We start from the raw sequence: 23545 nt of genomic DNA on the forward strand, positions 1-23545 counted from the left end.
GTCACCGTCATCGACGCCTCTCTCGGTTGATCGTGAGGCCGACCGCGCCGGCCAGCAACGCCGCCACCCCGGCGGCCACCACCCCGAGCACCCGGTGCTGCCGGCGGACCCGACGACGCACCTGGGCGTACGGGGTGGTCGAGAAGGACACCAGCTCGTACCGGGAAACGTACCGGCCCGGCAGCACCCGCTCCAGCGCGTGCTCGACCTTCCGGCCGGCCTGGAACAGCGGCGAGGCGACCTTGTCCCGCATCTCCACGAAGTTGGCCAGCGCCATCTGCGCGATCGCCTCGGCGTTCTCCTGCCGCCGCTGCTGGAACAGCGGCAGCGCCTCGGACCAGTCGTCGGCGCACTCGTCCAGGCAACGGTCCAGCTCGACCACGTCCTCGAAGGCGCAGTTCGCGCCCTGGCCGTAGAACGGGACGATGGCGTGCGCCGCGTCGCCGAGCAGGCCGACCTTCCCGTACGCCTGCCACGGGGTGCAGCGGACGGTGCCGAGCACGCCCACCGGGTTGTGCTGGTAGTCGTCGACGAGGCCGGGGGCGAGCGGCGGCAGGTCCGGGTAGTGCTCGGCGAAGTACCGCTCGATGGCCGCCGGGCTGCCCAGCGAGGCGAAGCTGGCGGTGCCGTGGGTGGGCCAGAAGAGCGTGCAGGTGAACGAGCGGTCCGGGTTCGGCAGCGCGATCATCATCGAGGTGCCGCGCGGCCAGATGTGCAGCGCCTCCGGGTCGAGGGCGAAGTCCCCGCCGAGCGGCGGGATCGTCAGCTCCTTGTAGCCGTAGTCGAGGAAGTCCACGCTCTCGGTCAGCAGCCCGTACGCCAGCAGATGCCCGCGCACCGCCGAGCCGGCGCCGTCGCTGCCGAGGACGACCGACGCGGTGGCCGTGACCGCGCCCTGCGGGGTCTCGAAGGTCATCCCGCCGCTGGTCGGGTCGAGCCCGACGAGCCGGTGGTCGAAGACGGCCCGCACCCCGGGCAGGCTGGTGGCCGCGTCGAGCAGGGCGTTGTTCAGCGCGCCCCGGCTGATCGAGTTGATCGCCCGGTCGCCGGAGGCGCTGTACGACTGGAACTGCGCCTCCCCCTCCACCGGGTGGATCATCCGGCCGCGCATCGGCAGCCCGTCCGCCAGCACCTGCTCCTCCAGGCCGATGCGGCGCAGCGCGTCCAGGCCCCGCTCGGAGAGCGCCAGGTTGATGGAGCGTCCCCGCTCGACCGTGCCGATACGCGGGTCGGGCCGCCGCTCGTAGAGCGCCACCGGGTAGCCGCGCCGGGCCAGGTAGCAGGCCAGCAGGCAGCCGGCCAGTCCCGCGCCGACCACCGCGATCTCGTCCCGCTGGTCGGTCATGAGTTCCTCACCTCCGCAACGGTGGCGGCCAGCGCGTCGGCGACCCGCCAGCAGTCGTGGAACGTGCAGTAGAGCGGCACCGGGGCGAACCGGATGATGTCGGGCTCACGGGCGTCGGCGATCACGCCGTGCTCGTGCCGCAGCCGCTTGGCCAGCCCGGCCGCGCTGCCCGCGCCGATGCGCACCGAGAGCTGGGAGCCCCGCCGCTCCGGCTCGCGCGGGGTGACCACGGTCAGCGGACGGTTCGCGGTCACCTCGTCGAGCAGCCCGGCCAGGTAGCCGGTGAGCAGGACGCTGCGCTCGCGCAGCGCGGGCATCCCGACGCTGTCGAAGAGCTCCAGCGAGGTCCGCACCGGGCCCATCGCGAAGATCGGCGGGTTGGAGATCTGCCAGGCCTCGACGGTGGCCGGCGGCCGGGAGACGGGGGTCATCTCGAACCGGGTGGCCGCCTCGGTGCTCCACCAGCCCTCGAAGCGGGGCAGGGCCGGGTCGCCGAGGTGCCGCTCGTGCACGAAGACGCCGGCCAGCGCGCCAGGCCCCGAGTTCAGGTACTTGTAGGAGCACCAGGCGGCGAAGTCGACGTCCCAGTCGTGCAGCGCCAGCGGGACGTTGCCGGCGGCGTGCGCCAGGTCCCAGCCGACCACGGCCCCCGCCGCGCGGCCCGCGGCGGTGATCGTCGGGATGTCCATCAGCTCGCCGGTGAGGTAGTTGACCCCGCCGAGCAGCAGCAGCGCCACGCTGTCGCCCTCGGCGGCCAGGTAGGCGGTCACGTCCTCGGTGCGCAGGGTGTCCTCGCCCGCGCGGGGGCGCAGCCGGACGACGGTGGTGTCCGGGTCGAGGCCATGGAAGCGGGCCTGGCTGCGCACGGCGTAGCTGTCCGAGGGGAAGGCGCTGTCCTCGATGACGATCCTGGTCCGCGCACCGGCCGGCCGGTAGAAGCTGACCATCAGCAGGTGCAGGTTGACCGTCAGGGAGTTCATCACCACGACCTCCGCCGGGGCGGCGCCGACCAGTCGCGCCGCCGGCGCCGTCAGCAGTTCGTGGTACGGCAGCCAGGCGCGCTCCGCCTCCAAGTGCCCCTCGACGCCGAGCCGGCGCCACGCGTCCAGGTCGGCGATGAGTTCGTCGCGGGTGGCCCGGGGTTGCAGGCCCAGGGAGTTGCCGGCCAGGTACGCGGCGTCGCGGAAGCGCCCGCCCTCGGCCGGCGGCACGTGGAACAGGTGGCGGTGCCCGGGGTGGGCGGCGTCGAGGCGGCGTGCCTCGGCTTCACCGGCGGCGAACCCGGACGACTCAGGTGCGGGGGTGTTCATGGGGTTGTCTCGCTCTCGGGTCACATCGCTGTCCGGGCCGACCACAGCTCGGGGAAGACCACCCGGGCCATGCTGCGCTGCAACCACGCCAGTCCGGCGGAGCCACCGCTGCCGACCTTGGCGCCCATTGTGCGTTGCACCGCCTTGACGTGGTGCTGCCGCCAGTCGCCGAACTGCTCGGCCACCTCGGTCAGCGCCTCGCCCAGCATCCGCAGGTGGTTCTCCGGCCCGGGCTCGGCGTAGATCCGTACCCAGGCCGCCTCCACGTCGGCGTGCGGCTGGTGCTCGGCGGTGAAATCCCGGTCGAGCAGGTCGGCCGGCAGGTCGTGGCCGTGCCGGGCCAGCAGGGCGAGCACGTCGTCCCAGAGGCTCGGCGCGGTCAGGGTGGCGCGCAGGTCGGCGTACACGTCGGTCTGCCGGCGGAACGGCCGGATCAGCGTCTCGTCGCGGAGGCCGAGCAGGAACTCCAGGTGGCGGTACATCGCCGACTGGAAGCCGGAGCCCTCGCCCAGCAGGTTGCGGAACCGGTTGAAGTCGGCCGGGGTCATCCAGCGCAGACCCTTCCAGGCCGCGTTCAGCCCCTCCAGGTGCAGCGCGGCACGGCGCAGCGGGGCCAGCGCGTCCCACACCCGGTCCGCCCGCAGCAGCCGCTGGGCGTCTCGCAACTCGTGGCAGGTCAGCCCGAAGTACAGCTCCATGATCTGGCTGACCATCAGGAACGACATCTCGCCGGGGTCGTCGCTCAGCGGCTGCTGCAACCGGTGCAGCGTGCTGGCCTGCACGTACGCGTCGTACGGCACCCGCTCGGTGAACTCCAGCGTCGGTTCGCCGCCGTTGCGGGCGGCGCGGGCCGCGCGCTGCCGCGGGGTCGCCGGGCGCACCGCCGCCTGGACGGGTACACGCAGGTCCGTCTGCTCCACCGGTGGCCTCCCTCTGCTCTGTGTCACCCGGGACGGCCGGCAGCCGCCCGTTTACGGGGATGACCGACATGATCTCTCGGCGGAACGCCCGAATGGAATGCCGGATCAACGGCACTTACCCCATCTGACCTGCGGCGCAGAAGGCATGAGGGGGATTCGGCTTCGGGAAAGTAAGGTCGCCGCATGGACGACATGGACTGGGCACTGCTCCGGGAACTGCAGGCCGACGCACGCCTCTCCTTCAGCGAACTCTCCCGCCGGGTGCACCTGTCGCCGCCGGCCGTGGCCGAGCGGGTGCGCCGGCTGGAGGAGTCCGGGGTGATCACCGGCTACCACGCCCACGTCGACCTGACCCGGGCCGGCCGCACCGTGGTAGCGCTGATCCGGATGTCCTGCTACGGCGCGCGGTGCATCCTGCACGACCCGGACGTGACGGGCTGGCCCGAGATCCTGGAGATCCACCGCATCACCGGCGACGCGTGCAGCATGCTCAAGGTGGCCGCCGGCTCGATCGGGGACTTCGAGGCGGTCATCGACCGGCTCGCCCCGTACGGCCAGCCGTCCAGCACGATGGTGCTCTCCACCCCGCTCCAGTGGCAGCCCGTCACCTCCCTGCCCCCGGCCGACCAGGCCCGCTGACCCGCCCGGGTTTGCCCCCCGGCCAGCGGGAAAGCAGGCCCTGTTGCCCGGGGAGGATTCCGGTGATCGTCACCGGAAGGGGGGATCATGCCGGTGCTCACATCGTTCCAACGTGCCCTGACCCGCGCCCTGACCGTATTGGGCCTGGTCGGGGCGTTCGTCCTGACGACCGTCGCACCCGCCTGGGCGGGTGAGAACACCTTCGTCGAGGTGGTGCCCAACAGCGCGCAGGCCGGTACCCGGGTGAGCATCCGGGCCAGCTGCGACAACACCAACAACCGTCAGGCCACCGTCCGCTCCGACGCGTTCGGCGGGCCGGTGGCGCTGCGGCCGGACAACGGCTTCCTGACCGGCCACGTCACCATCCCGGGCAACAAGCAGCCCGGCGACTACCCGGTCGACCTGCGCTGCGACAACGGCAGGACCGCGACCACCACGCTGACGGTGCTGAACATGGAGCAGCCCAGCAAGGGCCCGGCGACCGGGGGCGGTGGCACCGCCGGCGCCTCGGGCACCGGCACCATGCTGCTGGTCGGCGGACTCGCGGTGGTGGGCCTGGCCGTGGGCTTCGGCTTCTTCGGCAACCGCCGCCGGACCGGGGCCGGTTCCTGACCCGCCGTCGCCATGGCCGGCTCCCACAGGCGTACGAGGCGATCGGATCCGGGCCGGGTCCGGGCGACCACCCGGCGGGCACGGCGGGCGGCGGCCGCGGCCGCCCGGCGGCTGCGCCGGGTGGCCGGGGAGGCCGTGTCGGCGAGCGTCCCCACCACCGACCCGGCGGCCGGGCCGCTGCCCGCCCGGTCCCGGATTCCGGCCGGCCGCCGCTGGCTGGTCCCCGGTCGGGGCCCCGGCCTGCCGGTCCTGGTGATCGGGACGCTGATGGTGCTGATCGTCACGATGCTCGGCGTGGAGCGGGTCGCCGGCGTGAGCGTGCTGCCGGAACGCTTCCTCGCGGGGCTGCGGCCCGCGCCGAAGAAGTTCCCGGTGCTGCCCGCCAGCCGGCCCGTCGGCATCGCCATCGACCCGATCGACGTCGAGGCGCCAGTGCACGGCGTCGGCATCGCCCCGGACGGCAGCATCGCGGTGCCGGACGCCGCCCGCGCCCAGGAGGCCGCCTGGTACGACCAGGGACCGACCCCCGGGCAGTACGGTCCCTCGGTGATCGTCGGCCACGTCGACACCACCAGCGGGCCGGCGGTCTTCCACAAGCTGCGGGACCTGCGGGACGGCGACCGGATCGAGGTCGCCCGGCAGGACCGTTCGGTGGCGGTCTTCGAGGTCGACTCGGTCGAACGCTTCGACAAGGACAAACTGCCGGCGGACGAGGTCTTCGGGGACTTCAGCCGCCCCCGGCTGCGCCTGATCACCTGCGGCGGCCGCTGGGTGGGCGGGGAGACCGGATACGCCGACAACGTGGTGGTCTTCGCGTCCCTGGTCCGCGCACGTCAGGGTTGAGGCGCCGTTCCAGGACGCCGAGGACCTCTCGTCAGGCGGCCTCGGGCTCGCGCAGGTCGAGCCAGTCGGCCCAGCGGGGATCCGGCGCCCGGTGACCGAGCACCCGCCAGGCGGTGCCCTTCGGGGCCGCCGGCAGCGCGTGCAGCCGCCAGCCCAGCTCGGCCGGCGTCTTGTCGCCTTTGGTGTGGTTGCACCGGGCGCAGGCCGCCACGACGTTCTCCCAGGCGTGCCGGCCGCCCCGGCTGCGCGGGAAGACGTGGTCGATCGTCTCGGCGGGGCCCCGGCAGTACGCGCAGCGCCAGCTGTCCCGGGCGAAGATGGCCCGGCGGGAGAGCCCGACATGGGTGCGGTAGGGCACCCGCACGAAGCGGGTGAGCCGGACCACCGAGGGCACCGGCAGCGCGTCGCGGGCGCTGTGCAGGATGCCCTCGCCGTCGGCGACGCAGATCGCCTTGGCGGAGAGCACGAGAATGGCGGCACGACGCACCGACACGACGCACAGCGGCTCGTAGGTGGCGTTGAGGACCAGCGCACCGGAGCCCACCGTGGGTCGTATGTCAGGCATCGCGTTCACCCTCCCGGTTCAGCGGCTCCTGCCTACCACCGCCGACCGGGAACGGGCACAGCGACCCACACGGCCGACGCCGGCCGGATCACCGACGTCCGTGCGCCCATCGTCCCTGATCGGCCCCCGGATTGCACGTACTAATGTCGGAAGCCAAGTAGACATCGCCCGGAAAGGGCAGATCCCGCCTCTGAGCGGGGCTGGACTCCTCAACGCCTCCTGACGTTTTACACCCGTTTTCGGGCTCAGTTGTGCCGAATCCGTGCCCGATGATCATGCGTGCATATTGAGTTGGATAAACTTGATCAAGATAGCTCAAGATCACTTGAGTGCCTGACGTGAAGTGGGAAGCCCCACTGCCTGGTGGCGATGAGCGTGCTGTCGGCCCAAAGCAGGCTGGGGGCAGAGCATACGTAGACCCTGCTCCCTGGCCGTCAGGCGACGAACAGTGCCGCGACGGTCGCGACAGCACCGACGAAGGTTGTCAGCGCTGCGACCAGGGTGGTCGCCGCCGTGAGACGAGTGCGCCGAGCCGCCAGATCCCATGAGACACGAACTCAGCCGCTTGCTCGGCCCGAGCAAAGTACGATCCATGCCGTCGTCGCGAGATGAGCCGTACAGGAGCAGCCGATGATCACCGACGCAACGCTCGCCCGCATTAACCAAGGGGTGCAGTTGCATCATCATCAAGGCCAGCGTGAGGCTGCTCGCGACTTGTTTGCGCAGATCTGGGATGAGATCGACGGGGAGCGAGGCGACCCTTTGCACGTTTGCGTCCTCGCGCACGCGATGGCCGATGTGCAGGACGACGTCCACCAGGAGTTGGTCTGGGATCAGCGAGCGCTGGCGGCGGCCGACTTGCTCACCGATGCCCAGGTTGCTCAGGCTGGGGTGACGCTGCCGGTGGCCGGTTTGTATCCGTCGTTGCACCTCAACCTGGGTGAGTGCTACCGCAAGCTCGGCGATCTCGGCCGTGCCCGTGAGTACCTCCAGAGTGCGCAGGCGGGGATTGGCACGCTTGGCGATGACGAGTACGGGCAGCTGATCAAGGGCGGCCTGGATCGGCTGGCGCAGCAGCTGACCTCCGAGTAGGCGCGCGCTGCCGAAGAGACCACCCGGCAGCCGCCCGGCGTAGCGCAACCAGCGCCGGCCCTCTGCCATCCCGCCGCCGCTCTGAACTGGTCCGCCGCTGACCTCGACCTGCCCGCCCTGGCCGCCTGCGGCCACGAAAGCACAGGCCACGGAATCAAACCCTGAGGTTCGAGAAGTTCGCGGCGGGTGGAGGGTCTGGACGGTCAAGTGGGGAGCCGTGGTCGGCCTCATAACGTCGGTAACTGCCTTGACCCCGACCATGCCGGACGCCATGCTCCGGCAGTGATCGGCATGCGGCTCAACGAGGCAGCCGCCCGCGGCCTCGGCTATCAACCATTCGCAGCCATTCCAGGCCTCGACAACATCGATGTAGGTGAGCTCGCCCTCAGGATCGTCGCGGCAGGCCTGGCCCGCGACGAACGAGGCGGACTGATCATCCCCGGGCTGTCGTTCAAGGTCCCAGACTTCACCGAGCTCACCTACCGAGAAACGCAGCGAAACTCCTGGCACCTCGACGACCATCCGGTCATCCATGTCGACATCGACGACGAGGGCGCACCACACATCAGCTACGAACACCAACTGCACATGCTCAAACAGGGCGTGCTGCTGTCCCGAGTCATCATCGGCCTGGCCGCCAACCTGCCCGACAGGCCACCGATCTGCTGCATCACCAGCGCAAACGACACCAACGGAACCTTCCGCTTCCACCAACTGCGCCCAGGCGAAGCATGGCTCCACGACGACCTCGACAAGTACACCCAAGAGATGATCATCGTCATCGAAAACCGGCCGGGCCAGCAGGACTAACGACCAGGAAGCCCCGCCCGCTCAAACTGACTGCCCTACGCTGAACGGCAACACAAGCCCTAATCGATCTCGACCTCGTGTCAAGCGTCCTGCGACGCCGTTTCGTCAACCACCATGCGAGACCAGGCACACGCTTCGGCCATAGTGTCGGGTCTCAGGACCGGCGTGCCGAACCGGTCTCAGGACGTGCGTGACGCTCGGCCGAGCGCTGAGTGGCTACAGATCTTGAATGGTCAGGTTGTGTCGGGTTCGAGTGTCAGTCCGGTGTGAGCGAGGAAGCCGTCGAGTAGGTCGGTGCGGTACTGGATGCTCTTGAGCCGGTTCTTGATGATCGCGAGGAGATGGTCGACGCCGGTCACGGCGAGGTTGCCGATGCTGCGTTTGAGGTGGGACCACACTGCCTCGGTTGGGTTCAGGTCCGGGGCGTAGGCCGGTAGCCGGATGACGGTCAGCCAGTTCCGGGCATCGATCATCTGCCGCATGGCGGCGGAGACGTGGGTGTTCAGGTTGTCCCAGACACACACGATCGGGCCGTCGAGTTGTTGGTGGGCGGCATCCAGCAGGGCGATGTAGTCGCGCTCGCTGAAGCTTCGGCGCTCGTTCTTGCGGCCGCGATGCACGATCGTCCGGTAGATGAAACGCGACCGCTGGCCGGGTCGGTAACAGGTCAACCCGGCGATCGAGACGCGACCGGATCCCTTGCCCGAGACCGGGACGACCGGGGTGGTGCCGCGTCGTCCCCAGGTCCGCGCCTTTGGCGGGCGCAGCGTCTGGCCGGCCTCGTCTTCGAAGACCAGCCACGCCTGCCGCTGCGCCGCTACCGTTTTCCCGCCGGCCACGTCTCCCGCCGCCAAGTGACGATCCCGGCATCGTCACGCTCGACCGCACGATGCGCGGGAACCTGCACCGACCAGCCAAGCCGATACATGATGTTCGCCGTGCCACGCAGCGTGTACCGGGTGCGGAACATTCGAGCGATCAAGTCCGACACCCGCGCCAGGGTCCACCGCTGATCGGCGCCGAACCCATGCGCCGCCGGCCCCTGCTCCAGGGCATCGGCCAGCCGCCGCAGCCGCCCCTCATCCAGCCGGCACCGAGACCCACCAGGCCCCTTCGACGCCAGAGCCTGCTCACCACCGGCCCGCCACCGCTGACGCCAGCCCTACACCGCGGTCTGCGACACCCGCAGCCTGCGCGCGATCTCCGGCACCGACACGTCCTCGGCGAACCACCCGGCCGCCTGCCGCCGCACCGCCTCACGCTTCGCCCGCCCCCGCGCGGACAACCCACCTCCATCGGGATACCTCATCCCATCGATCTACCCCTGCCCAAGGCCATCACACAGACCACATCGGACGAACCTGGCCATTCAAGATCTGTAGCCTGACCGACATGCGGATCGATGCGGAGCATGCCCGACAGGCGTTGGCGAAGTGGGAGGGTTTTCCGGTCCACCGTAAGCCACGCCCATTCGTGCTGACGGAGATGGGCGTCGTGGCGCTCGACCGGCTCAAGGCGAACACCCGGTGGCGAGCGTTGTTCGATGGCCCTGGTGTTCCGGAGTCTGAGTTACCGCCGGAGATCGTTCCGGCCGCGATCGACTACTGCCGCGATTTGCAGACCGGGGCGCCGAGACCGTTGGCCCGCTTCATTCGGGCGAACGGGCCCTTCGCCACCGATCGGGGCCTCCGCGGGCTTCCGGCGTGGATGATGTATCCCGAGGACCGTAGATGGCCGTTCATCGCCCTGGACCCAGACTTCAAACGACGGATGACGTGGTGGCCGCCGGGCCTCAGCGCTTACAGTGACGAGGAATCCGTGCTCGCGGATGACCGCCGCACTCTGACGTACCGGTTCACGGGCACACCCAAGCAATATGCCGACTATCCCTACGCCGAGGTGTTCGAGACGGACACGGCGGTGCTCGTCAAGCCAGTGGTAGTCCCCCTTGACGAACCGGGCGGCATTCGACTGGCCTACGCGGAGAAGCGCGAGGTGGTGGTGCGCCTGGCCGCCCCGCTCGGTAACCGGGTCCTGATCCGCCTCGCGCACGGTCCCGGCTCCTCCACCTTCGGCTCGCCCGTAACGGTGATCACCTCGGCCTGACCGAGCTGATCGGACGCGCCAGGAACCAGAGGGACCTAAATGAGCAACGGGGTCGAGCCGCAGGAGGTACAGAAGGCACTGCGGCACGCCAGCCTGCGGATCACGTTGGAGACCTACGTGCACTGGATTTCGTTAGTCAACCGAGGTTTTGCCGGCCCGGGGGCGGGAACTCCCGCCCGTGCGCATCGACCTGGACGAGCCAAGGGCCGCCGAGCAGTTCTGGGAAGGAATGCGGGAGGCAGCCGCAGCCGCCACGCGTTACAACGACAACAGCCTTTACGAGGCAATCGTCAAGATCGGTCGGGCGGCCCTGACCCAAGGCGTTGATCTTGTGCCGTCCAGCGGACTGTTCCTCCAGTGCCCGGTCTGCGACTCCCGGGCGGGCCAACGCTGCATGAAGGTGCCTGGCCACCCGCTGGGTGACAACACTCTCCACCCACAGCGCATCGAGTTGGCCGGGAAGGCGATGAGGGGGGAAGTGCCGCTTCCTGCTCCCCTCCGCTGACGCCCCTCGGCATGGTGGGCCGGCCGGGTCACGGCGCGGAGGGTCGGCGGGATCCGGCCCGGCCACGTGCGGTACGAAGACAACGTGACCGCTGCCAGCCTGACGCCGCCCGCCCTGCCCGTCGTCGACGCGCCGGACCCGGCCCCGTCGCCGACCTGCCTGGACGACGTCCTCTGCAAGGGCGTCTACGACGTGACCGGCTCGGTGTGGTTCGCCGAGGGCAGCTACTGGATCCTGCTCAAGCCGCTGCGGATCGTGCTGATCCTGCTGCTGGCGGTCGCCGCACGGTGGCTGGTGCACCGGACGATCAGCCGGTTGGTGCGCACCACGACCGACGCGGGCGTGCCGACCATGCTGCGGCCACTGCGCGAGCGGATCCCCACCGCTGCGGTGGAGCCGGGCGAGTTCGTCCCGGAGCGACGCCGGCAGCGGGCCGAGGCGATCGGTTCGGTGCTGCGCAGCCTGAGCACCGCGTTCATCTTCGGCATCGCGCTGCTGATGGTCCTCAAGGAGTTCAGCTTCGACCTGGCCCCGCTGCTGGCCAGCGCCGGCATCGCGGGCGTGGCCCTCGGCTTCGGCGCGCAGAGCCTGGTGAAGGACCTGATCGCCGGCCTGTTCATGCTGATCGAGGACCAGTACGGCGTCGGGGACACCGTGGATCTCGGCGAGGCGACCGGTGCGGTGGAAGCGGTCGGCCTGCGGGTCACCACCGTCCGCGACGCGCGGGGCGTGCTCTGGTACATCCGCAACGGCGAGATCGTCCGGGTGGGCAACAAGAGCCAGGGCTGGGCCCTCGTGGTGGTGGACCTGCCGATCGGTTTCGCCGGCACGGAGGAGGCCACGGCCGTGCTGCGGACCGCCGCAGCCTCGGTGGCGATGGACCCCGACCTGGCGCCGGAGATCGTCGACGCGCCGGAGGTGTTGGGCGTCGAGCAGATGACGGTCGACGGCGCGGTCATCCGTACGGTGGTCAAGACGACCGCCGACGGGCAGTTCGCCGTCGGCCGGGAGCTGCGCCGCCGGCTCGCCGAGTCGCTGGAGAACTCGGGCATCACTGCCAAGATCGCCGCCGCCCGGCTCTATCCCGGCCTGCCGGTCCGCGCCCCCGGCGAGACCGGGCAGGGCGGCGCCACCTGAGGTTCGCAGGGCGACGGGCGGCGGGGGTCGCGAGCCGGGTGGCCCCTCGGGTATCGTCCGTTCGTTCAGTCGGAGATGCGACGATCAACCCCTTCGCCCTAGCCAGTCGTCGGACGATCGGGCAAAATCCGGTGCACGCGCTCCCCGGAGCGTGATCACGTCCTCGCTGATCCGCAGATCTGACGACGGTTTCCCGGGCCGTCCATCACGAGTGGCCCGCCCAGGGAACGATGGAGGCGACGGTGCCCGACGAGCGACCATCCCCGGAAGGGCCGGCAACCTTCCGCGAGGTGTTCGCCAATCGCGAATACGGCGCAGTCTTCTCAGCGAGCGCTCTCTCCTGGATCGGCGACTACATCGCCAAGGCCGCCGTCACCCTGCTGGTCTACGAGGAGACCCGCTCCGTCGCGCTCTCCGCCGCCGCCTTCGCGGTGAGCTACCTGCCCTGGCTGGTCGGTGGCCCCCTGCTCGCCACGCTCGCGGAGCGGCACCGATACCGGCAGGTCATGGCGATCTGCGACGTCGTCCGGATGGTGCTGATGGTGGGCATCGCCATCCCCGGCATGCCCATCCCGGTGATCCTGGCCCTGCTCTTCGCCACCACGCTCGCCAATCCACCGAGCCAGGCCGCCAAGTCGGCGCTGATCCCCCTGATCCTCACCGGCGACCGCCTGGTGGTCGGGCTCTCGATGATCAGCAGCGTCGGCCAGGCCGCCCAGGTCGTCGGCTACCTGGCGGGCGCCGCCATCGCCGCGTTCAACCCGACCGCGGCGCTCCTGGTGAACGCGGCGACCTTCGCCCTGTCGGCCGCGCTGGTCCGGTTCGGCGTGGCGGACCGGCCGCCGGCGATGACCGCCGCGCACCGCAGCCACCTGCTGCGGGAGACCGCGCAGGGCTTCCAGATCGTGTTCGGCACCCCGGTGCTGCGGGCCATCGCCCTGCTGGTCTTCGCCGCCATGCTCTTCTCGGTGGTGCCGGAGGGCCTCGCCGCCGCCTGGGCGAGCGAGCACGCCGGCCGCCTGGACGCCGGCGCCGCCCAGGCCATCATCATGGCGGCGAACCCCGTCGGCTTCATCCTCGGCGGCCTGATCGTCAGCCGGGCGTTCGGGCCGGACCGCCGGCTGAGCCTGATGCGACCGCTGGCGGTGCTCTCCCCGCTGGCCCTGGTGCCGGCCCTGCTCGACCCGCCGCCGCTGGTGGTGGCGCTGCTCGCCGCCGCCTGCGGGTTCGCCGTCGCCGGCATGCTGCCGGTGGCAAACGGGCTCTTCGTCCAGGCCCTGCCGGACGGCTTCCGGGCCCGCGCCTTCGGCGTGATGGCAACCGGCGTCCAGGTCATCCAGGGCATGGCCGTCCTGGTCACCGGGTTGCTGGCCGAGCGATACTCCATCCCGCTCGTGGTCGGGGTGTGGAGCGCCGTCGGGGTGCTGCTGATGACGCTCGTCGCCCTACGCTGGCCGAGCCGCCCGACGATCGACGCGGCCGTCGCGGCGGCCCAGCAGGCGAGCGGGGCGGTGCCCGGGCCGGCCGGCCCCATCGGCCCGACGAGCGCACGGGGGCCGTCCGAGGACGAACGGCACGGCGAGTCGGCAGGCCACTGGGCGGTCGCCCCGGCGAGGCGGGACACCAGCGGCACACGGTGACCCGATCCACAGCCGCCACCCCCCGGCCCCCCGGCGCGGCACCTGGCAGGATGGAACGGTGAATGCCGCAGGTGATTCAGACCGTCCCGGTGCGTCGATGACCCTCTTCGAAGCGGTCGGCGGCGAGCCCACCTTCCGCAAGCTGGTGGACGAGTTCTACGCCGGGATCGCCACCGACCCGCTGTTGCGCCCCATGTATCCCGAGGAGGACCTGGGCCCGGCCGCAGACCGGATGACCTTGTTCCTCATGCAGTACTGGGGCGGCCCCAACACGTACTCGGCGCAGCGGGGGCACCCGCGGCTGCGGATGCGCCACGCGCCGTTCCGGATCGGGGCCGCCGAGCGGGACGCGTGGCTGCGCCACATGCGCCGCGCCGTCGACCGTCTCGACCTGCCGCCGGAGATCGCCACCGCGCTGTGGGACTACCTGGAGCGCGCCGCCTACTTCATGGTGAACGTGATGGAGGACCCGGCCGGGCCGGCCTGACGGTGCCAGCCGCCACGCGTCCCGGTGGACGCCTGGCGGCCCACCCGGGCGGGTCGAAACACGCCGTGGGGCCGCGACGGGCCCACAGCCCGCCTGACAGCCCGGCCGGCGCGTCCGCTGACGACCCACTGGGGCGACGACGGCCGAAGCGGCGGGTTGACGGCCCGGTCGACGGCTGACGGGCGTCGGACGGGTCAGAGCAGGGCGCCCTCGTCGTGCAGCCAGTCCACGAAGCTGGTGGCGACGGCCGCTCCGCAGTCGAGCATCTCGACCAGGAGGGCGTCGTGCGCCCCGGCGCTGAACGGCACCTGCAACTCCGCGTAGATCGGCAACTGGCCGCGCTCGGTCGGGTCGCCGATGTAGGCCTTGCAGAAGCGGCGGGTGTGGTTCCACTCGTTGACCACGCGGTAGGCGCGGTCGGCCCAGTCCGGCGGAACCGTCGCGTGTGGACGCGCCCGCATCACCAGGATCTCGTCCTCCGGACCCTCCAGCGTGACCAGCACGGCGTGCCGCTCCCACATGGCCAGCAGGTTGCCGTCGCCGTCTGCGAGGTAGCGCACGTCGAGCATGTCGAGTGCCTCGCGGACGCGGCACAGGGTGACCTGCTCGACCGTGGCGGGCATCTCCGCGATCACGGCTCGTTCCGTCGGCGGGCAGTCGTCTCCCGGCTGACGGGGGGTCGGTGGCCCGACCCGGACGGTGCTCTCCACTGTGATCCCGCTCCGCCTTTCCGGATCACCGCCGCCGTTGGCGGGACCGGGGCGCCATGACCACCACGGCATCGCTCGCGCACCTCACTCCCCAGCGGATCCAGTCGCCTACGTTGCGTTGGATCCGAGGATGGACGGTACCCGGACAGCCGAGTTGAAGCACCCCCCTAACGCCAGCACCAGGACAGAAGAATGACTACGGGTCATCCGAACGGATGATTTCAGACGGGCCGCAGGGCAAGATCCGTGGCCTTCTGCGACCAGATCGCTCCGTACGGTCCCACCAGGCCGACCCATCGGCCAACCGTCCGTACCTGTACGTCTCCACCACCGCCCGTCTCGGCTGACCCCTCGGCAGCACCGAGGAAGCCCATCCGGACCAACCCCTGGACCAGCCGCTGGGTCACCTCGACCGGCTCGCCTGGCGGGTCGTCAGGGGTGACCACCACCGGCACGTGGTCGAGCAGCGCGTCACGCAGCGCCCGCTGCCCGACCGCACGCCCCGCCACGCCGTGCGTGCTGGCGTCGCGCAGGGCACCCGCCGCCGCCGTCGCGATCCGCCGCAGTTCCGCGCCGGGCAGCGTCTCCACCCGCCGGCTCGCCGAGGGCGGCAGCGGCCACCGCCACCGCTCGTCCCGCCGCGCCGGCAGGGCCCCGCCCCCCGCCGCCAGCTCGGCCAGCAGTTCGCCGGCCGAGACCGTGACGTCGCCGGGGCCTGCGCCGGCCACCGTCCGGACGACCAGCACGCCCCAGGGCAGGCGGCCCCAGAGGGCCGTACGCCCCGTCGCCCCGGTCGCCCGGAGCCGGACCGGCGCGTCGCGGTCCAGCCGGACGAGCCGGGCCAGGAAGGCTTCCGCGTCGGCGGCGTCCGCGATCCCGTGCCCACCGTCCGCCGTCATGCCACCCCGCCCTGCGGCGCGTACGTGAGCAGGAACGCCCGCTCCTCCGGGGTGATCCGTCGGGGCCGCTGCCGGGTCAGGTCGAAGGGCACCAGCACCGAGCGGGCACGGCTGGCCAGGACGTCGCCGTCGAAGAGCTCGTAGGCGACGGTGAAGGACGCGCCCCGGATCTCCTCCACCCACAGCTCGATGCGCACGGTGGGGGCGGCCTCCGCGGTGGCCCGGCCGAGGGCGTACTCGATCGGACGCAGGTAGTCGATCTCGTGCCGACTGATCACGACGCCGTCGGCGAACGAGCCCACTCCCCACGCCCGGCCGCCGGCGAACATCAACGCCACCCGCGCCTCCTCGTAGAGGGTGAGGAAGCGCGAGTTGTTGACGTGGCCGTACGCGTCCAGGTCGGACCACCGCAGCGTGCAGTGGTAAACAAAACGGTCACTCATGTCAGGCAGCGATCCGTGCTGCTAGTCACGGGTCAGCTTGCGGTAGGTCACCCGGTGCGGGCGGGCCGCCTCGGCGCCGAGCCGGTCGATCTTGTTCTTCTCGTACGCCTCGAAGTTGCCCTCGAACCAGAACCACTTGGCCGGGTTCTCGTCGTCGCCCTCCCAGGCCAGGATGTGCGTGGCGACCCGGTCCAGGAACATCCGGTCGTGGGAGATGACCACGGCGCAGCCGGGGAACTCCAGCAGCGCGTTCTCCAGGCTGGAGAGGGTCTCCACGTCCAGGTCGTTCGTCGGCTCGTCGAGCAGGATCACGTTGCCGCCGATCTTCAGCGTCAGCGCGAGGTTGAGCCGGTTGCGCTCGCCGCCGGAGAGGACCTTGGTCGGCTTCTGCTGGTCCGGCCCCTTGAACCCGAACGCGGCGATGTACGCCCGCGACGGCATTTCGACCTTGCCGACCATCAGGTGGTCGAGCCCGTCGGAGACGACCTCCCAGACGCTCTTGTCACCGTCGAGGCCCTGCCGGTTCTGGTCGACGTACGACAGCGAGACGGTGGGGCCGACCCGGACCTCGCCGTCGGTCGGCTGCTCGAGCCCGACGATGGTCTTGAACAGCGTGGTCTTGCCGACGCCGTTGGGGCCGATGATGCCGACGATGCCGTTGCGCGGCAGCGAGAACGACAGGTTGTCGATCAACAGTCGGTCGCCGAAGCCCTTGCTCAGGCCCTGCGCCTCGATCACGGTGTTGCCCAGGCGCGGGCCCGGCGGGATCTGGATCTCCTCGAAGTCGAGCTTGCGGGTCTTCTCCGCCTCGGTGGCCATCTCCTCGTAGCGGTCGAGGCGGGCCTTGGACTTCGTCTGCCGCGCCTTGGCGTTGGAGCGGACCCACTCCAGCTCCTCGGTGAGCCGCTTCTTCATCTTGGCGTCGCGGCGCCCCTCGACAGCCAGCCGGGCGGCCTTCTTCTCCAGGTAGGTGGAGTAGTTGCCCTCGTAGCCGATGGCCCGGCCGCGGTCCAGCTCCAGGATCCAGCCGGCCACCTTGTCGAGGAAGTACCGGTCGTGGGTGATCGCCATGACGGTGCCGGCGTACTTGGCCAGGTGCTGCTCCAGCCAGGAGACGCTCTCCGCGTCCAGGTGGTTGGTGGGCTCGTCGAGCAGCAGCAGGTCGGGTGCCTCCAGCAGCAGCTTGCACAGCGCCACGCGGCGGCGCTCACCGCCGGAGAGCTGGGTCACGTCGGCGTCCGGCGGCGGGCAGCGCAGCGCGTCCATCGCCAGTTCGAGCTTGGAGTCGATGTCCCAGGCGTCGGCGTGGTCCAGCTCCTCCTGGAGCCTGCCCATCTCCTCCATCAGCTCGTCGGAGTAGTCGGTGGCCATCTGCTCGGCGATCTTGTTGAACCGCTCCAGCTTGGCCTTGGTCTCGGCCACCGCCTCCTCGACGTTGCCGAGGACGGTCTTGGCGTCGTTGAGCGGGGGCTCCTGGGCGAGCATGCCGACGGTGTAGCCGGGCATGAGCCGGGCCTCGCCGTTGCTCGGCTTGTCCAGCCCTGCCATGATCTTGAGGAGGCTGGACTTACCGGCGCCGTTCGGGCCGACCACACCGATCTTGGCCCCCGGCAGGAAGCTCAGCGTCACGTTGTCGAGCACGACCTTGTCGCCGTGCGCCTTGCGCGCCTTTTCCAGGACGTAGATGTACTGGGCCACGGTGCGGGCTACCTCCATAGGTTGCGACTGGGGGCCGGCGGGCGCGGACGCGGGCTTCGACCTCCGCCCGCCGCCGCCGGCCGCTGATCGGCCGCACGCACGCCATCGTCAATCCTGACAGGTACGCGGCGCCGCGCCCACATCACCCCGCCCCCGACGCCCCGGACGCGCCGGGTGACCCCTGCTTCCCGAGCAGGGGTATCGACAAGATCACGTCGGTGGTTGGACGATCGTGGGATGGGTAGGTGACTCCGGCACGGGGCCCCAGAAGCCGCAGCTACGCTCAGTACGCTCATTCGCGGTTGACCCGTCAGCACCCGGAGGTGGCCGAACGTGACCGTCCGCAGCTCCTTTGTCGTAGTGGCGAACCGGCTACCCGTCGACGAGGTGAGCACCCCCGAAGGACGGCAGTGGCGTCGCAGCCCCGGAGGGCTGGTGACCGCACTGCACCCCGTCCTCGCCGAGCACCAGGGCACCTGGGTCGGCTGGGCCGGCGGCACCGGCGCCGCTCCCGAGCCCTTCGACCTGGAGGGCATCCGGCTGCACCCGGTGCCGTTGAGCGCGGAGGAGTTGGAGCGCTACTACGAGGGCCAGTCCAACGCGACGATCTGGCCGCTCTACCACGACGCGGTGGAGACGCCGGCCTACAAGCGTCGCTGGCGTGAGGCGTACCGCCTGGTCAACGCCCGCTTCGCGGAGGCCGCGGCGGAGGTCGCGGCCGAGGGCGCGACGGTCTGGGTGCAGGACTACCAGCTCCAGCTCGTCCCGGCGATGCTCCGCGAGCTGCGGCCGGACCTGCGGATCGGCTTCTTCCTGCACATCCCGTTCCCGCCGATCGAGCTGTTCATGCAGATGCCGTTCCGCACCGAGATCCTGCGCGGGCTGCTCGGCGCCGACCTGGTCGGGTTCCAGCAGCGCCTCGCCGCGCAGAACTTCGTCCGGCTGGCCCGGCACCTGCTCGGGCTGCGCTACGAGGGGCAGATGATCCAGGTCGACGGCCGCCAGGTGAAGGCCGGCGCGTTCCCGATCTCCATCGACACGAAGGAGATGGAGCGGCTGGCCGCCGACCCGGCGATCCAGGCCCGCGCGAAGGAGATCCGCGAGGAGCTGGGCAACCCGAAGACGATCATCCTGGGCGTCGACCGGCTGGATTACACCAAGGGCATCGAGTTGCGCCTGAAGGCCTTCCGCGAACTGCTCGCTGACGGAAAGTTGACAGTTCCCGACGCGGTTATGGTGCAGGTCGCCACGCCCAGCCGCGAGCGCGTGGAGCACTACCAGGCGCTTCGCGTCAAGGTGGAGCGCGAAGTTGGTCGGATTAATGGCGAATTCGGCAGGGTCGGCGTGCCGGCGGTGCATTATCTGCATCAGTCGTACAGTCGCACCGAACTGGCCGCGATGTACGCCGCCGCCGACGTGATGATGGTGACCCCGCTGCGAGACGGAATGAATCTGGTAGCCAAGGAGTACGTCGCATCTCGCGCCGACCAGGGCGGTGCACTCGTGCTCAGCGAGTTCGCCGGCGCCGCCACCGAGCTGCGTCAGGCGTTCCTGTGTAACCCGCACGACCCTGACGCGGTCAAGGACGCCCTGCTGCGGGCCGTGCATGTCGAGAAGCCGGAGGCACGCCGCAGAATGCGGACAATGCAACGCCACCTACGCACCCACGACGTGGGTCACTGGGCGAAGTCCTTCCTCACCGAACTCGGTGTGCCTCAGACGGAGGACGCGTGAACGCCGCCACGGACATCGTCACCCCGGCGGCCGGCTCCATGGACCCGGAACTGCGCGCGGCCATCGGCCGGATCGCCCGGGTGCCCCAGCTTCTGATCGCCTGCGACTACGACGGCACCCTGGCGCCGATCGTGGAGGACCCGAGCAAGGCCGTACCGCTGCCGGAGTCGGTGGCGGCCGTCCGGGCGCTGGCCGCCCTGCCCCAGACCACCGTGGCGGTGGTCTCCGGGCGGGCCCTGCGCGACCTGGCCGCGCTCTCCCGGCTGCCCAGCGAGGTCCACCTGGTCGGCAGCCACGGCTCCGAGTTCGACATCGGCTTCGTGGAGCGGCTCTCCCCCGAGTTGATCGCGGTCCGCACCCGGCTGCGCGACGCGCTGCGCGAGATCGCCTCGGCCCACCCCGGCATCCGGCTGGAACGCAAGCCGGCGAGCGTCGCGGTGCACACCCGGGGGGTGGATCCGCAGATCGCGGCGGCGGCCATCGAGGCGGTCCGCAGCGGCCCCGCCACCTGGGACGACGTCACGGTCACCCAGGGCAAGGAGGTCATCGAGCTGTCGGTGGTCGCCACCCACAAGGGCACGGCCGTCGACCAGCTGCGCACCCAGCTCTCCGCCAGCGCGGTGCTCTTCATCGGCGACGACGTCACCGACGAGAACGCCTTCGGCAACCTGCACGGGCCGGACGTCGGCATCAAGATCGGGCCCGGGGACACCAGGGCCGGTTACCGGGTCGCCGAGCCGATCGAGGCCGCCCGCGCCCTCGGCCTGCTGCTGGAGACCCGCCGACACTGGCTCTTCGGCGAGCGCGCGGTGCCCATCGAGCGCCACTCGATGCTGGCCAACGGGCGGACGGTGGCCCTGCTCACCCCCGAGGCCAAGGTCACCTGGCTCTGCCACCCCAAGCCCGACTCGGCGGCGATCTTCGCCGACCTGGTCGGCGGCAGCCCGGCCGGGCACTTCAGCGTCTCGCCCGAACGCGGGGGCATCCCGCTCGGCCAGCGCTACCGCTCGGGCACGATGACCGTCGAGACCCGGTGGTCGGGCCTCACCGTCACCGACTGGCTCGACAAGCCGGCCAAGGAGACCACGCCCGACGGTCCGGCCGTCGTCACCGGCGACTCTACCCTGGTCCGGGTGCTCACCGGCTCCGGCCGGGCCCGGGTGGAGTTCGCGCCCCGCCCCGAGTTCGGCCAGGTCGCGGTGCAGTTGCAGCCGATCGGCGACGGACTGCTGGTGCTCGGCTCCAACGAGCCGGTCGCGCTCTACTCGCCCGGGGTCGAGTGGGAGGTCACCAACGACGGCGGCTACGAGACGGCCAAGGCGGTCGTCGACCTCTCCGCCGCCGGCGGGCAGGTCGTGCTGGAGCTGCGCTTCGCCACCCACAGCCTGGAACACCACCGGCTGCCCGTGCACGAACGGCAGGCCCTGGCCGAACAGCCGTGGAAGGACTGGGTGGCCAGCCTGCGGCTGCCGAACACCGCACGGGACCTGGTGGTACGCAGCGCGCTGACCCTGCGCGGGCTCTGCCACGAGGCCACCGGCTCGATCCTGGCCGCCGCGACCACCTCGCTGCCGGAGGAACTGGGCGGAGTCCGCAACTGGGACTACCGCTACTGCTGGCTGCGGGACGCGGCGATGACCGCACGGTCCCTGGTCGACCTTGGCTCGATCGAGGAAGCCGAGGCGCTGCTGCGCTGGGTCGACGGGTGCATCGAACGCACCGGCGGGCACCCGGAGCGGCTGCACCCGCTCTACACGGTGGACGGCTACGAGCTGGGCGCCGAGGCGGTCATCGACACCCTGCCCGGCTACGCCGGCTCCCGGCCGGTCCGGGTCGGCAACCTCGCCAACCACCAGCTCCAGCTCGACGTCTTCGGCCCGATCGCGGACCTCATCGCGGCCGTGGCCGACGCCCGCGGTTCCGTCCGCGAGGACGAGTGGCGGGTGCTGGACAACATGGTCGAGGCGGTCCGCCGCCGCTGGCACGAGCCCGACCACGGCATCTGGGAGGCCCGCCTCCCCCCTCGGCACCACATCTTCTCCAAGGTGATGTGCTGGATGACCGTCGACCGGGCGCTGCACGTGATGCGCCAGCACGGCGGCGAGGACCGGCCCGAGTGGGTGGAGCTGCGCGACCGGATCGGCGCCAACGTGCTGGAGTACGGCTGGCACGAGGCCGTCGAGGCGTACAGCGTGGCGTACGGGGACGAGGACATGGACGCCTCGTCGCTGTGGATCGGGCTGTCCGGCCTGCTCCCCGGCGACGACCCGCGCTTCCTCTCCACCGTCCTGCGGATCGAGTCGGATCTGCGCAGCGGCCCGGTCGTCTACCGCTACCACTGGGACGACGGCCTGCCCGGGCGCGAGGGCGGCTTCCACATCTGCACGGCGTGGCTCATCGAGGCGTACCTGCGCACCGGGCGGCGTACCGACGCCGACGAGCTGTTCGCACAGATGGTGGACACCGCCGGCCCCACCGGCCTGCTGCCCGAGCAGTACGACCCGCTGGCCGAACGCGGGCTGGGCAACCACCCGCAGGCCTACAGCCACCTCGGCCTGATCCGCTGTGCCCTGCTGCTGGACAACATGCTCAAGCAGTGACCTGACCAGCTAAACGGCGGCCGGAGACCACGTCTCCGGCCGCCGTCGTTCATCCCGTCAGACCCTGCCCGGTCCAAACCCGAGCCAACGCACGGACAACGCGCCCACGAAGGATTTCCGGGGAGCCCGCTCGCGGAGGGATCAAGCCTGACCGTCCGGAGCGAGCGGGCTCCCCGGAAATCCCTCAAGCTCAGCCCCGGCGAGGGCCGAAACCACATCCCCCAGCACCACCACCGCGGGCGGGCGCAGCCCCGCGGCGGCCACGTCGGCGGCCACCTCGCCGAGCGTGGAACGCAGCACCCGCTGCGCCCCGGTCGTCGCCTCCTGCACCACGGCGGCCGGCGTCTCCGCCGGCCGGCCGTGCGCGACCAGCGTCGCGGTGATCGCCGCCAGGTTCTTCAGCCCCATCAGGACGATCAGCGTGCCGCGCAGCCGGGCCAGCGCGTCCCAGCGGACCAGGGATGCCGGCGAGTCGGGCGCGACGTGCCCGGAGACCACGGTGAACTCGTGGGCCACCCCCCGGTGCGTAACGGGGATGCCCGCCGCGCCCGGGGCGGCGATCGAGCTGGTCACGCCGGGCACCACGGTCACCGGGACACCGGCCGCCGCGCAGGCCAGCAGTTCCTCGCCGCCCCGGCCGAAGACGTACGGGTCGCCGCCCTTGAGCCGGACCACGAACTTCCCGGCCAGGGCCCGGTCCACCAGGATCCGGTTGATCTCCTCCTGCGCGCGGGACGGGCCGTACGGGATCTTGGAGGCGTCCACGAGTTCGACGTCGGCCCGCAACTCGTCGAGGAGCAGCCCCGGCACCAGCCGGTCGGCGACCACCACGTCCGCCTCGGTGAGCAGCCGCCAGCCCTTCACGGTGATCAACTCCGGATCACCGGGCCCCGCCCCGACCAACGCAACCCGCCCGCCCCGGGTGCAAGGCAGGGACCCTTCCTCTACCGCAGGCGTTGACAGGGGGCCCTTCCTTACCTCCAGCAGGTCGCGGATCGCGTCGCGGACGCTCATCGCCCGGCGCGGGTCTCCCCCGCCGAGCACCGCCACGGTCACCGGCCCGTGCCGGGTCACCGCCGGGGTCCACGCGGTGGCGGCGACGCGGTCGTCGGCGCGTACGCAGAAGATGCGTCGCTCGGCGGCGGCGGCGCTGACCGACGCGGCGGCGGTCGGGTCGTCGACCGCGACCTGGACCAGCCACGCCCCGTCCAGGTCGTCGGGGGCGAACCGGCGCGGCGCCCAGTGCAGCCGTCCGGCGTCGACGTGCGCCCGCAGCGCCGGGGTCAGCTCCGGCGCGACGAGCAGGACGTGTGCGCCGGCGTCGAGCAGGGCCGGCACCCGCCGGGTGGCCACCGTTCCCCCGCCCACCACGACCACCCGCAGGCCGGCGAGCCGCAGGCCGAGCGGGTACGGGTTGCCGCTCACGCCGCTCCCTCTCCGCCGGGCCGGA

At 71.2% G+C, this 23545-nt stretch carries 24 protein-coding genes and 1 pseudogene; 12 read left to right on the top strand and 13 right to left on the bottom strand.

The features are described from left to right. Nucleotides 1–7: 7 nt before the first annotated feature. The 3 genes from AB0D32_RS18300 to AB0D32_RS18310 are packed head-to-tail and all read right to left on the bottom strand — an operon-like array spanning nucleotide 8 to nucleotide 3575. A complete protein-coding gene (locus tag AB0D32_RS18300; RefSeq protein WP_357091123.1) occupies nucleotides 8–1345 on the bottom strand; it encodes an NAD(P)/FAD-dependent oxidoreductase in 1338 nt (445 codons plus the stop codon). Next, complete coding sequence (gene kynU, locus AB0D32_RS18305) at nucleotides 1342–2655, bottom strand: kynureninase (RefSeq protein ID WP_357091125.1); 1314 nt, start codon at nucleotides 2653–2655, stop codon at nucleotides 1342–1344. The genes AB0D32_RS18300 and kynU overlap by 4 nt, the downstream gene beginning before the upstream one ends. Before the next feature lie 20 nt (nucleotides 2656–2675). Further along, nucleotides 2676–3575, bottom strand: a complete 900-nt coding sequence (locus AB0D32_RS18310) for a tryptophan 2,3-dioxygenase family protein (protein WP_357091127.1) — start codon at nucleotides 3573–3575, stop codon at nucleotides 2676–2678. Nucleotides 3576–3758: 183 nt separating this feature from the next. Between AB0D32_RS18310 and AB0D32_RS18315 the strand changes: the two genes are divergently transcribed. The 3 genes from AB0D32_RS18315 to AB0D32_RS18325 all read left to right on the top strand — a co-directional run bounded on the left by AB0D32_RS18315 (nucleotide 3759) and on the right by AB0D32_RS18325 (nucleotide 5669). After that, nucleotides 3759–4214 (top strand): Lrp/AsnC family transcriptional regulator, encoded by a 456-nt coding sequence (locus AB0D32_RS18315; protein WP_357091129.1) that lies wholly within the window; start codon nucleotides 3759–3761, stop codon nucleotides 4212–4214. A gap of 87 nt (nucleotides 4215–4301) precedes the next feature. Beyond that, entirely contained in the window at nucleotides 4302–4826 is a 525-nt protein-coding gene (locus tag AB0D32_RS18320; RefSeq protein WP_357091131.1) for a hypothetical protein, read from the top strand. Between the two features lie 12 nt (nucleotides 4827–4838). Then, nucleotides 4839–5669 (top strand): class F sortase, encoded by an 831-nt coding sequence (locus tag AB0D32_RS18325; RefSeq protein ID WP_357091133.1) that lies wholly within the window; start codon nucleotides 4839–4841, stop codon nucleotides 5667–5669. A 31-nt stretch (nucleotides 5670–5700) separates the two neighbouring features. Here the strand turns inward: AB0D32_RS18325 and AB0D32_RS18330 are convergent, their stop codons facing one another. Then, nucleotides 5701–6234, bottom strand: a complete 534-nt coding sequence (locus AB0D32_RS18330) for an HNH endonuclease (protein WP_357091135.1) — start codon at nucleotides 6232–6234, stop codon at nucleotides 5701–5703. 630 nt (nucleotides 6235–6864) lie between these two features. On the opposite strand from AB0D32_RS18330, the gene AB0D32_RS18335 reads away from it, so the two are divergent. Next, a complete protein-coding gene (locus tag AB0D32_RS18335) occupies nucleotides 6865–7326 on the top strand; it encodes a hypothetical protein (RefSeq protein WP_357091137.1) in 462 nt (153 codons plus the stop codon). A gap of 282 nt (nucleotides 7327–7608) precedes the next feature. Further along, nucleotides 7609–8136, top strand: coding sequence for a hypothetical protein (locus AB0D32_RS18340; RefSeq protein WP_357091139.1), 528 nt, complete (start codon nucleotides 7609–7611; stop codon nucleotides 8134–8136). A gap of 233 nt (nucleotides 8137–8369) precedes the next feature. Here the strand turns inward: AB0D32_RS18340 and AB0D32_RS18345 are convergent, their stop codons facing one another. From AB0D32_RS18345 to AB0D32_RS18360, 4 genes and pseudogenes are all read right to left on the bottom strand, one after another. Further along, nucleotides 8370–8990: a transposase gene (locus AB0D32_RS18345; protein WP_357091141.1), complete on the bottom strand. Its 621-nt coding sequence runs from the start codon at nucleotides 8988–8990 to the stop codon at nucleotides 8370–8372. Further along, the gene (locus tag AB0D32_RS18350; RefSeq protein WP_357091366.1) at nucleotides 8954–9106 is read right to left on the bottom strand and encodes a winged helix-turn-helix domain-containing protein; all 153 of its coding nucleotides are present in this window, start codon (nucleotides 9104–9106) and stop codon (nucleotides 8954–8956) included. The genes AB0D32_RS18345 and AB0D32_RS18350 overlap by 37 nt, the downstream gene beginning before the upstream one ends. Before the next feature lie 3 nt (nucleotides 9107–9109). Continuing rightward, nucleotides 9110–9283: pseudogene (locus AB0D32_RS18355) on the bottom strand (transposase); the annotation flags it as partial. Nucleotides 9284–9298: 15 nt separating this feature from the next. Further along, a complete protein-coding gene (locus tag AB0D32_RS18360) occupies nucleotides 9299–9445 on the bottom strand; it encodes a hypothetical protein (RefSeq protein ID WP_357091143.1) in 147 nt (48 codons plus the stop codon). A gap of 83 nt (nucleotides 9446–9528) precedes the next feature. Here AB0D32_RS18360 and AB0D32_RS18365 point away from each other — a divergent pair, with 83 nt between their 5' ends. From AB0D32_RS18365 to AB0D32_RS18385, 5 genes are all read left to right on the top strand, one after another. Further along, entirely contained in the window at nucleotides 9529–10242 is a 714-nt protein-coding gene (locus AB0D32_RS18365) for a hypothetical protein (protein ID WP_357091145.1), read from the top strand. A gap of 178 nt (nucleotides 10243–10420) precedes the next feature. Continuing rightward, nucleotides 10421–10747, top strand: coding sequence for a hypothetical protein (locus AB0D32_RS18370; protein WP_357091147.1), 327 nt, complete (start codon nucleotides 10421–10423; stop codon nucleotides 10745–10747). A 114-nt stretch (nucleotides 10748–10861) separates the two neighbouring features. Next, the gene (locus AB0D32_RS18375; protein ID WP_357091368.1) at nucleotides 10862–11884 is read left to right on the top strand and encodes a mechanosensitive ion channel family protein; all 1023 of its coding nucleotides are present in this window, start codon (nucleotides 10862–10864) and stop codon (nucleotides 11882–11884) included. Between the two features lie 230 nt (nucleotides 11885–12114). Next, the gene (locus tag AB0D32_RS18380) at nucleotides 12115–13524 is read left to right on the top strand and encodes an MFS transporter (RefSeq protein WP_357091150.1); all 1410 of its coding nucleotides are present in this window, start codon (nucleotides 12115–12117) and stop codon (nucleotides 13522–13524) included. 97 nt (nucleotides 13525–13621) lie between these two features. Beyond that, nucleotides 13622–14011 carry a globin gene (locus AB0D32_RS18385; protein WP_357091152.1) on the top strand — a complete coding sequence of 130 codons (390 nt, stop codon included), beginning with the start codon at nucleotides 13622–13624 and terminating at the stop codon, nucleotides 14009–14011. A gap of 194 nt (nucleotides 14012–14205) precedes the next feature. Here AB0D32_RS18385 and AB0D32_RS18390 read toward each other — a convergent pair whose 3' ends face one another. From AB0D32_RS18390 to ettA, 4 genes are all read right to left on the bottom strand, one after another. Next, nucleotides 14206–14793 carry a YbjN domain-containing protein gene (locus AB0D32_RS18390; RefSeq protein ID WP_357091154.1) on the bottom strand — a complete coding sequence of 196 codons (588 nt, stop codon included), beginning with the start codon at nucleotides 14791–14793 and terminating at the stop codon, nucleotides 14206–14208. Between the two features lie 149 nt (nucleotides 14794–14942). Further along, nucleotides 14943–15620 carry a hypothetical protein gene (locus tag AB0D32_RS18395; protein WP_357091156.1) on the bottom strand — a complete coding sequence of 226 codons (678 nt, stop codon included), beginning with the start codon at nucleotides 15618–15620 and terminating at the stop codon, nucleotides 14943–14945. Continuing rightward, entirely contained in the window at nucleotides 15617–16063 is a 447-nt protein-coding gene (locus AB0D32_RS18400; RefSeq protein ID WP_357091158.1) for a thioesterase family protein, read from the bottom strand. The genes AB0D32_RS18395 and AB0D32_RS18400 overlap by 4 nt, the downstream gene beginning before the upstream one ends. A 21-nt stretch (nucleotides 16064–16084) precedes the next feature. Next, nucleotides 16085–17761, bottom strand: a complete 1677-nt coding sequence (gene ettA, locus AB0D32_RS18405; RefSeq protein ID WP_357091370.1) for an energy-dependent translational throttle protein EttA — start codon at nucleotides 17759–17761, stop codon at nucleotides 16085–16087. Between the two features lie 333 nt (nucleotides 17762–18094). Between ettA and AB0D32_RS18410 the strand changes: the two genes are divergently transcribed. Both AB0D32_RS18410 and otsB read left to right on the top strand, forming a co-directional pair. Continuing rightward, the gene (locus AB0D32_RS18410) at nucleotides 18095–19495 is read left to right on the top strand and encodes a trehalose-6-phosphate synthase (protein WP_357091160.1); all 1401 of its coding nucleotides are present in this window, start codon (nucleotides 18095–18097) and stop codon (nucleotides 19493–19495) included. Next, nucleotides 19492–22095: a trehalose-phosphatase gene (otsB, locus tag AB0D32_RS18415; RefSeq protein ID WP_357091162.1), complete on the top strand. Its 2604-nt coding sequence runs from the start codon at nucleotides 19492–19494 to the stop codon at nucleotides 22093–22095. Before AB0D32_RS18410 ends, otsB begins: the two co-directional genes overlap by 4 nt. A 141-nt stretch (nucleotides 22096–22236) precedes the next feature. Here otsB and cobA read toward each other — a convergent pair whose 3' ends face one another. Continuing rightward, nucleotides 22237–23520, bottom strand: a complete 1284-nt coding sequence (gene cobA / locus AB0D32_RS18420; RefSeq protein WP_357091164.1) for a uroporphyrinogen-III C-methyltransferase — start codon at nucleotides 23518–23520, stop codon at nucleotides 22237–22239. Nucleotides 23521–23545 lie beyond the last annotated feature (25 nt).

Origin of the sequence: Micromonospora sp. NPDC048170 (assembly GCF_040652795.1) — a bacterium.
Taxonomy (GTDB): domain Bacteria; phylum Actinomycetota; class Actinomycetes; order Mycobacteriales; family Micromonosporaceae; genus Micromonospora.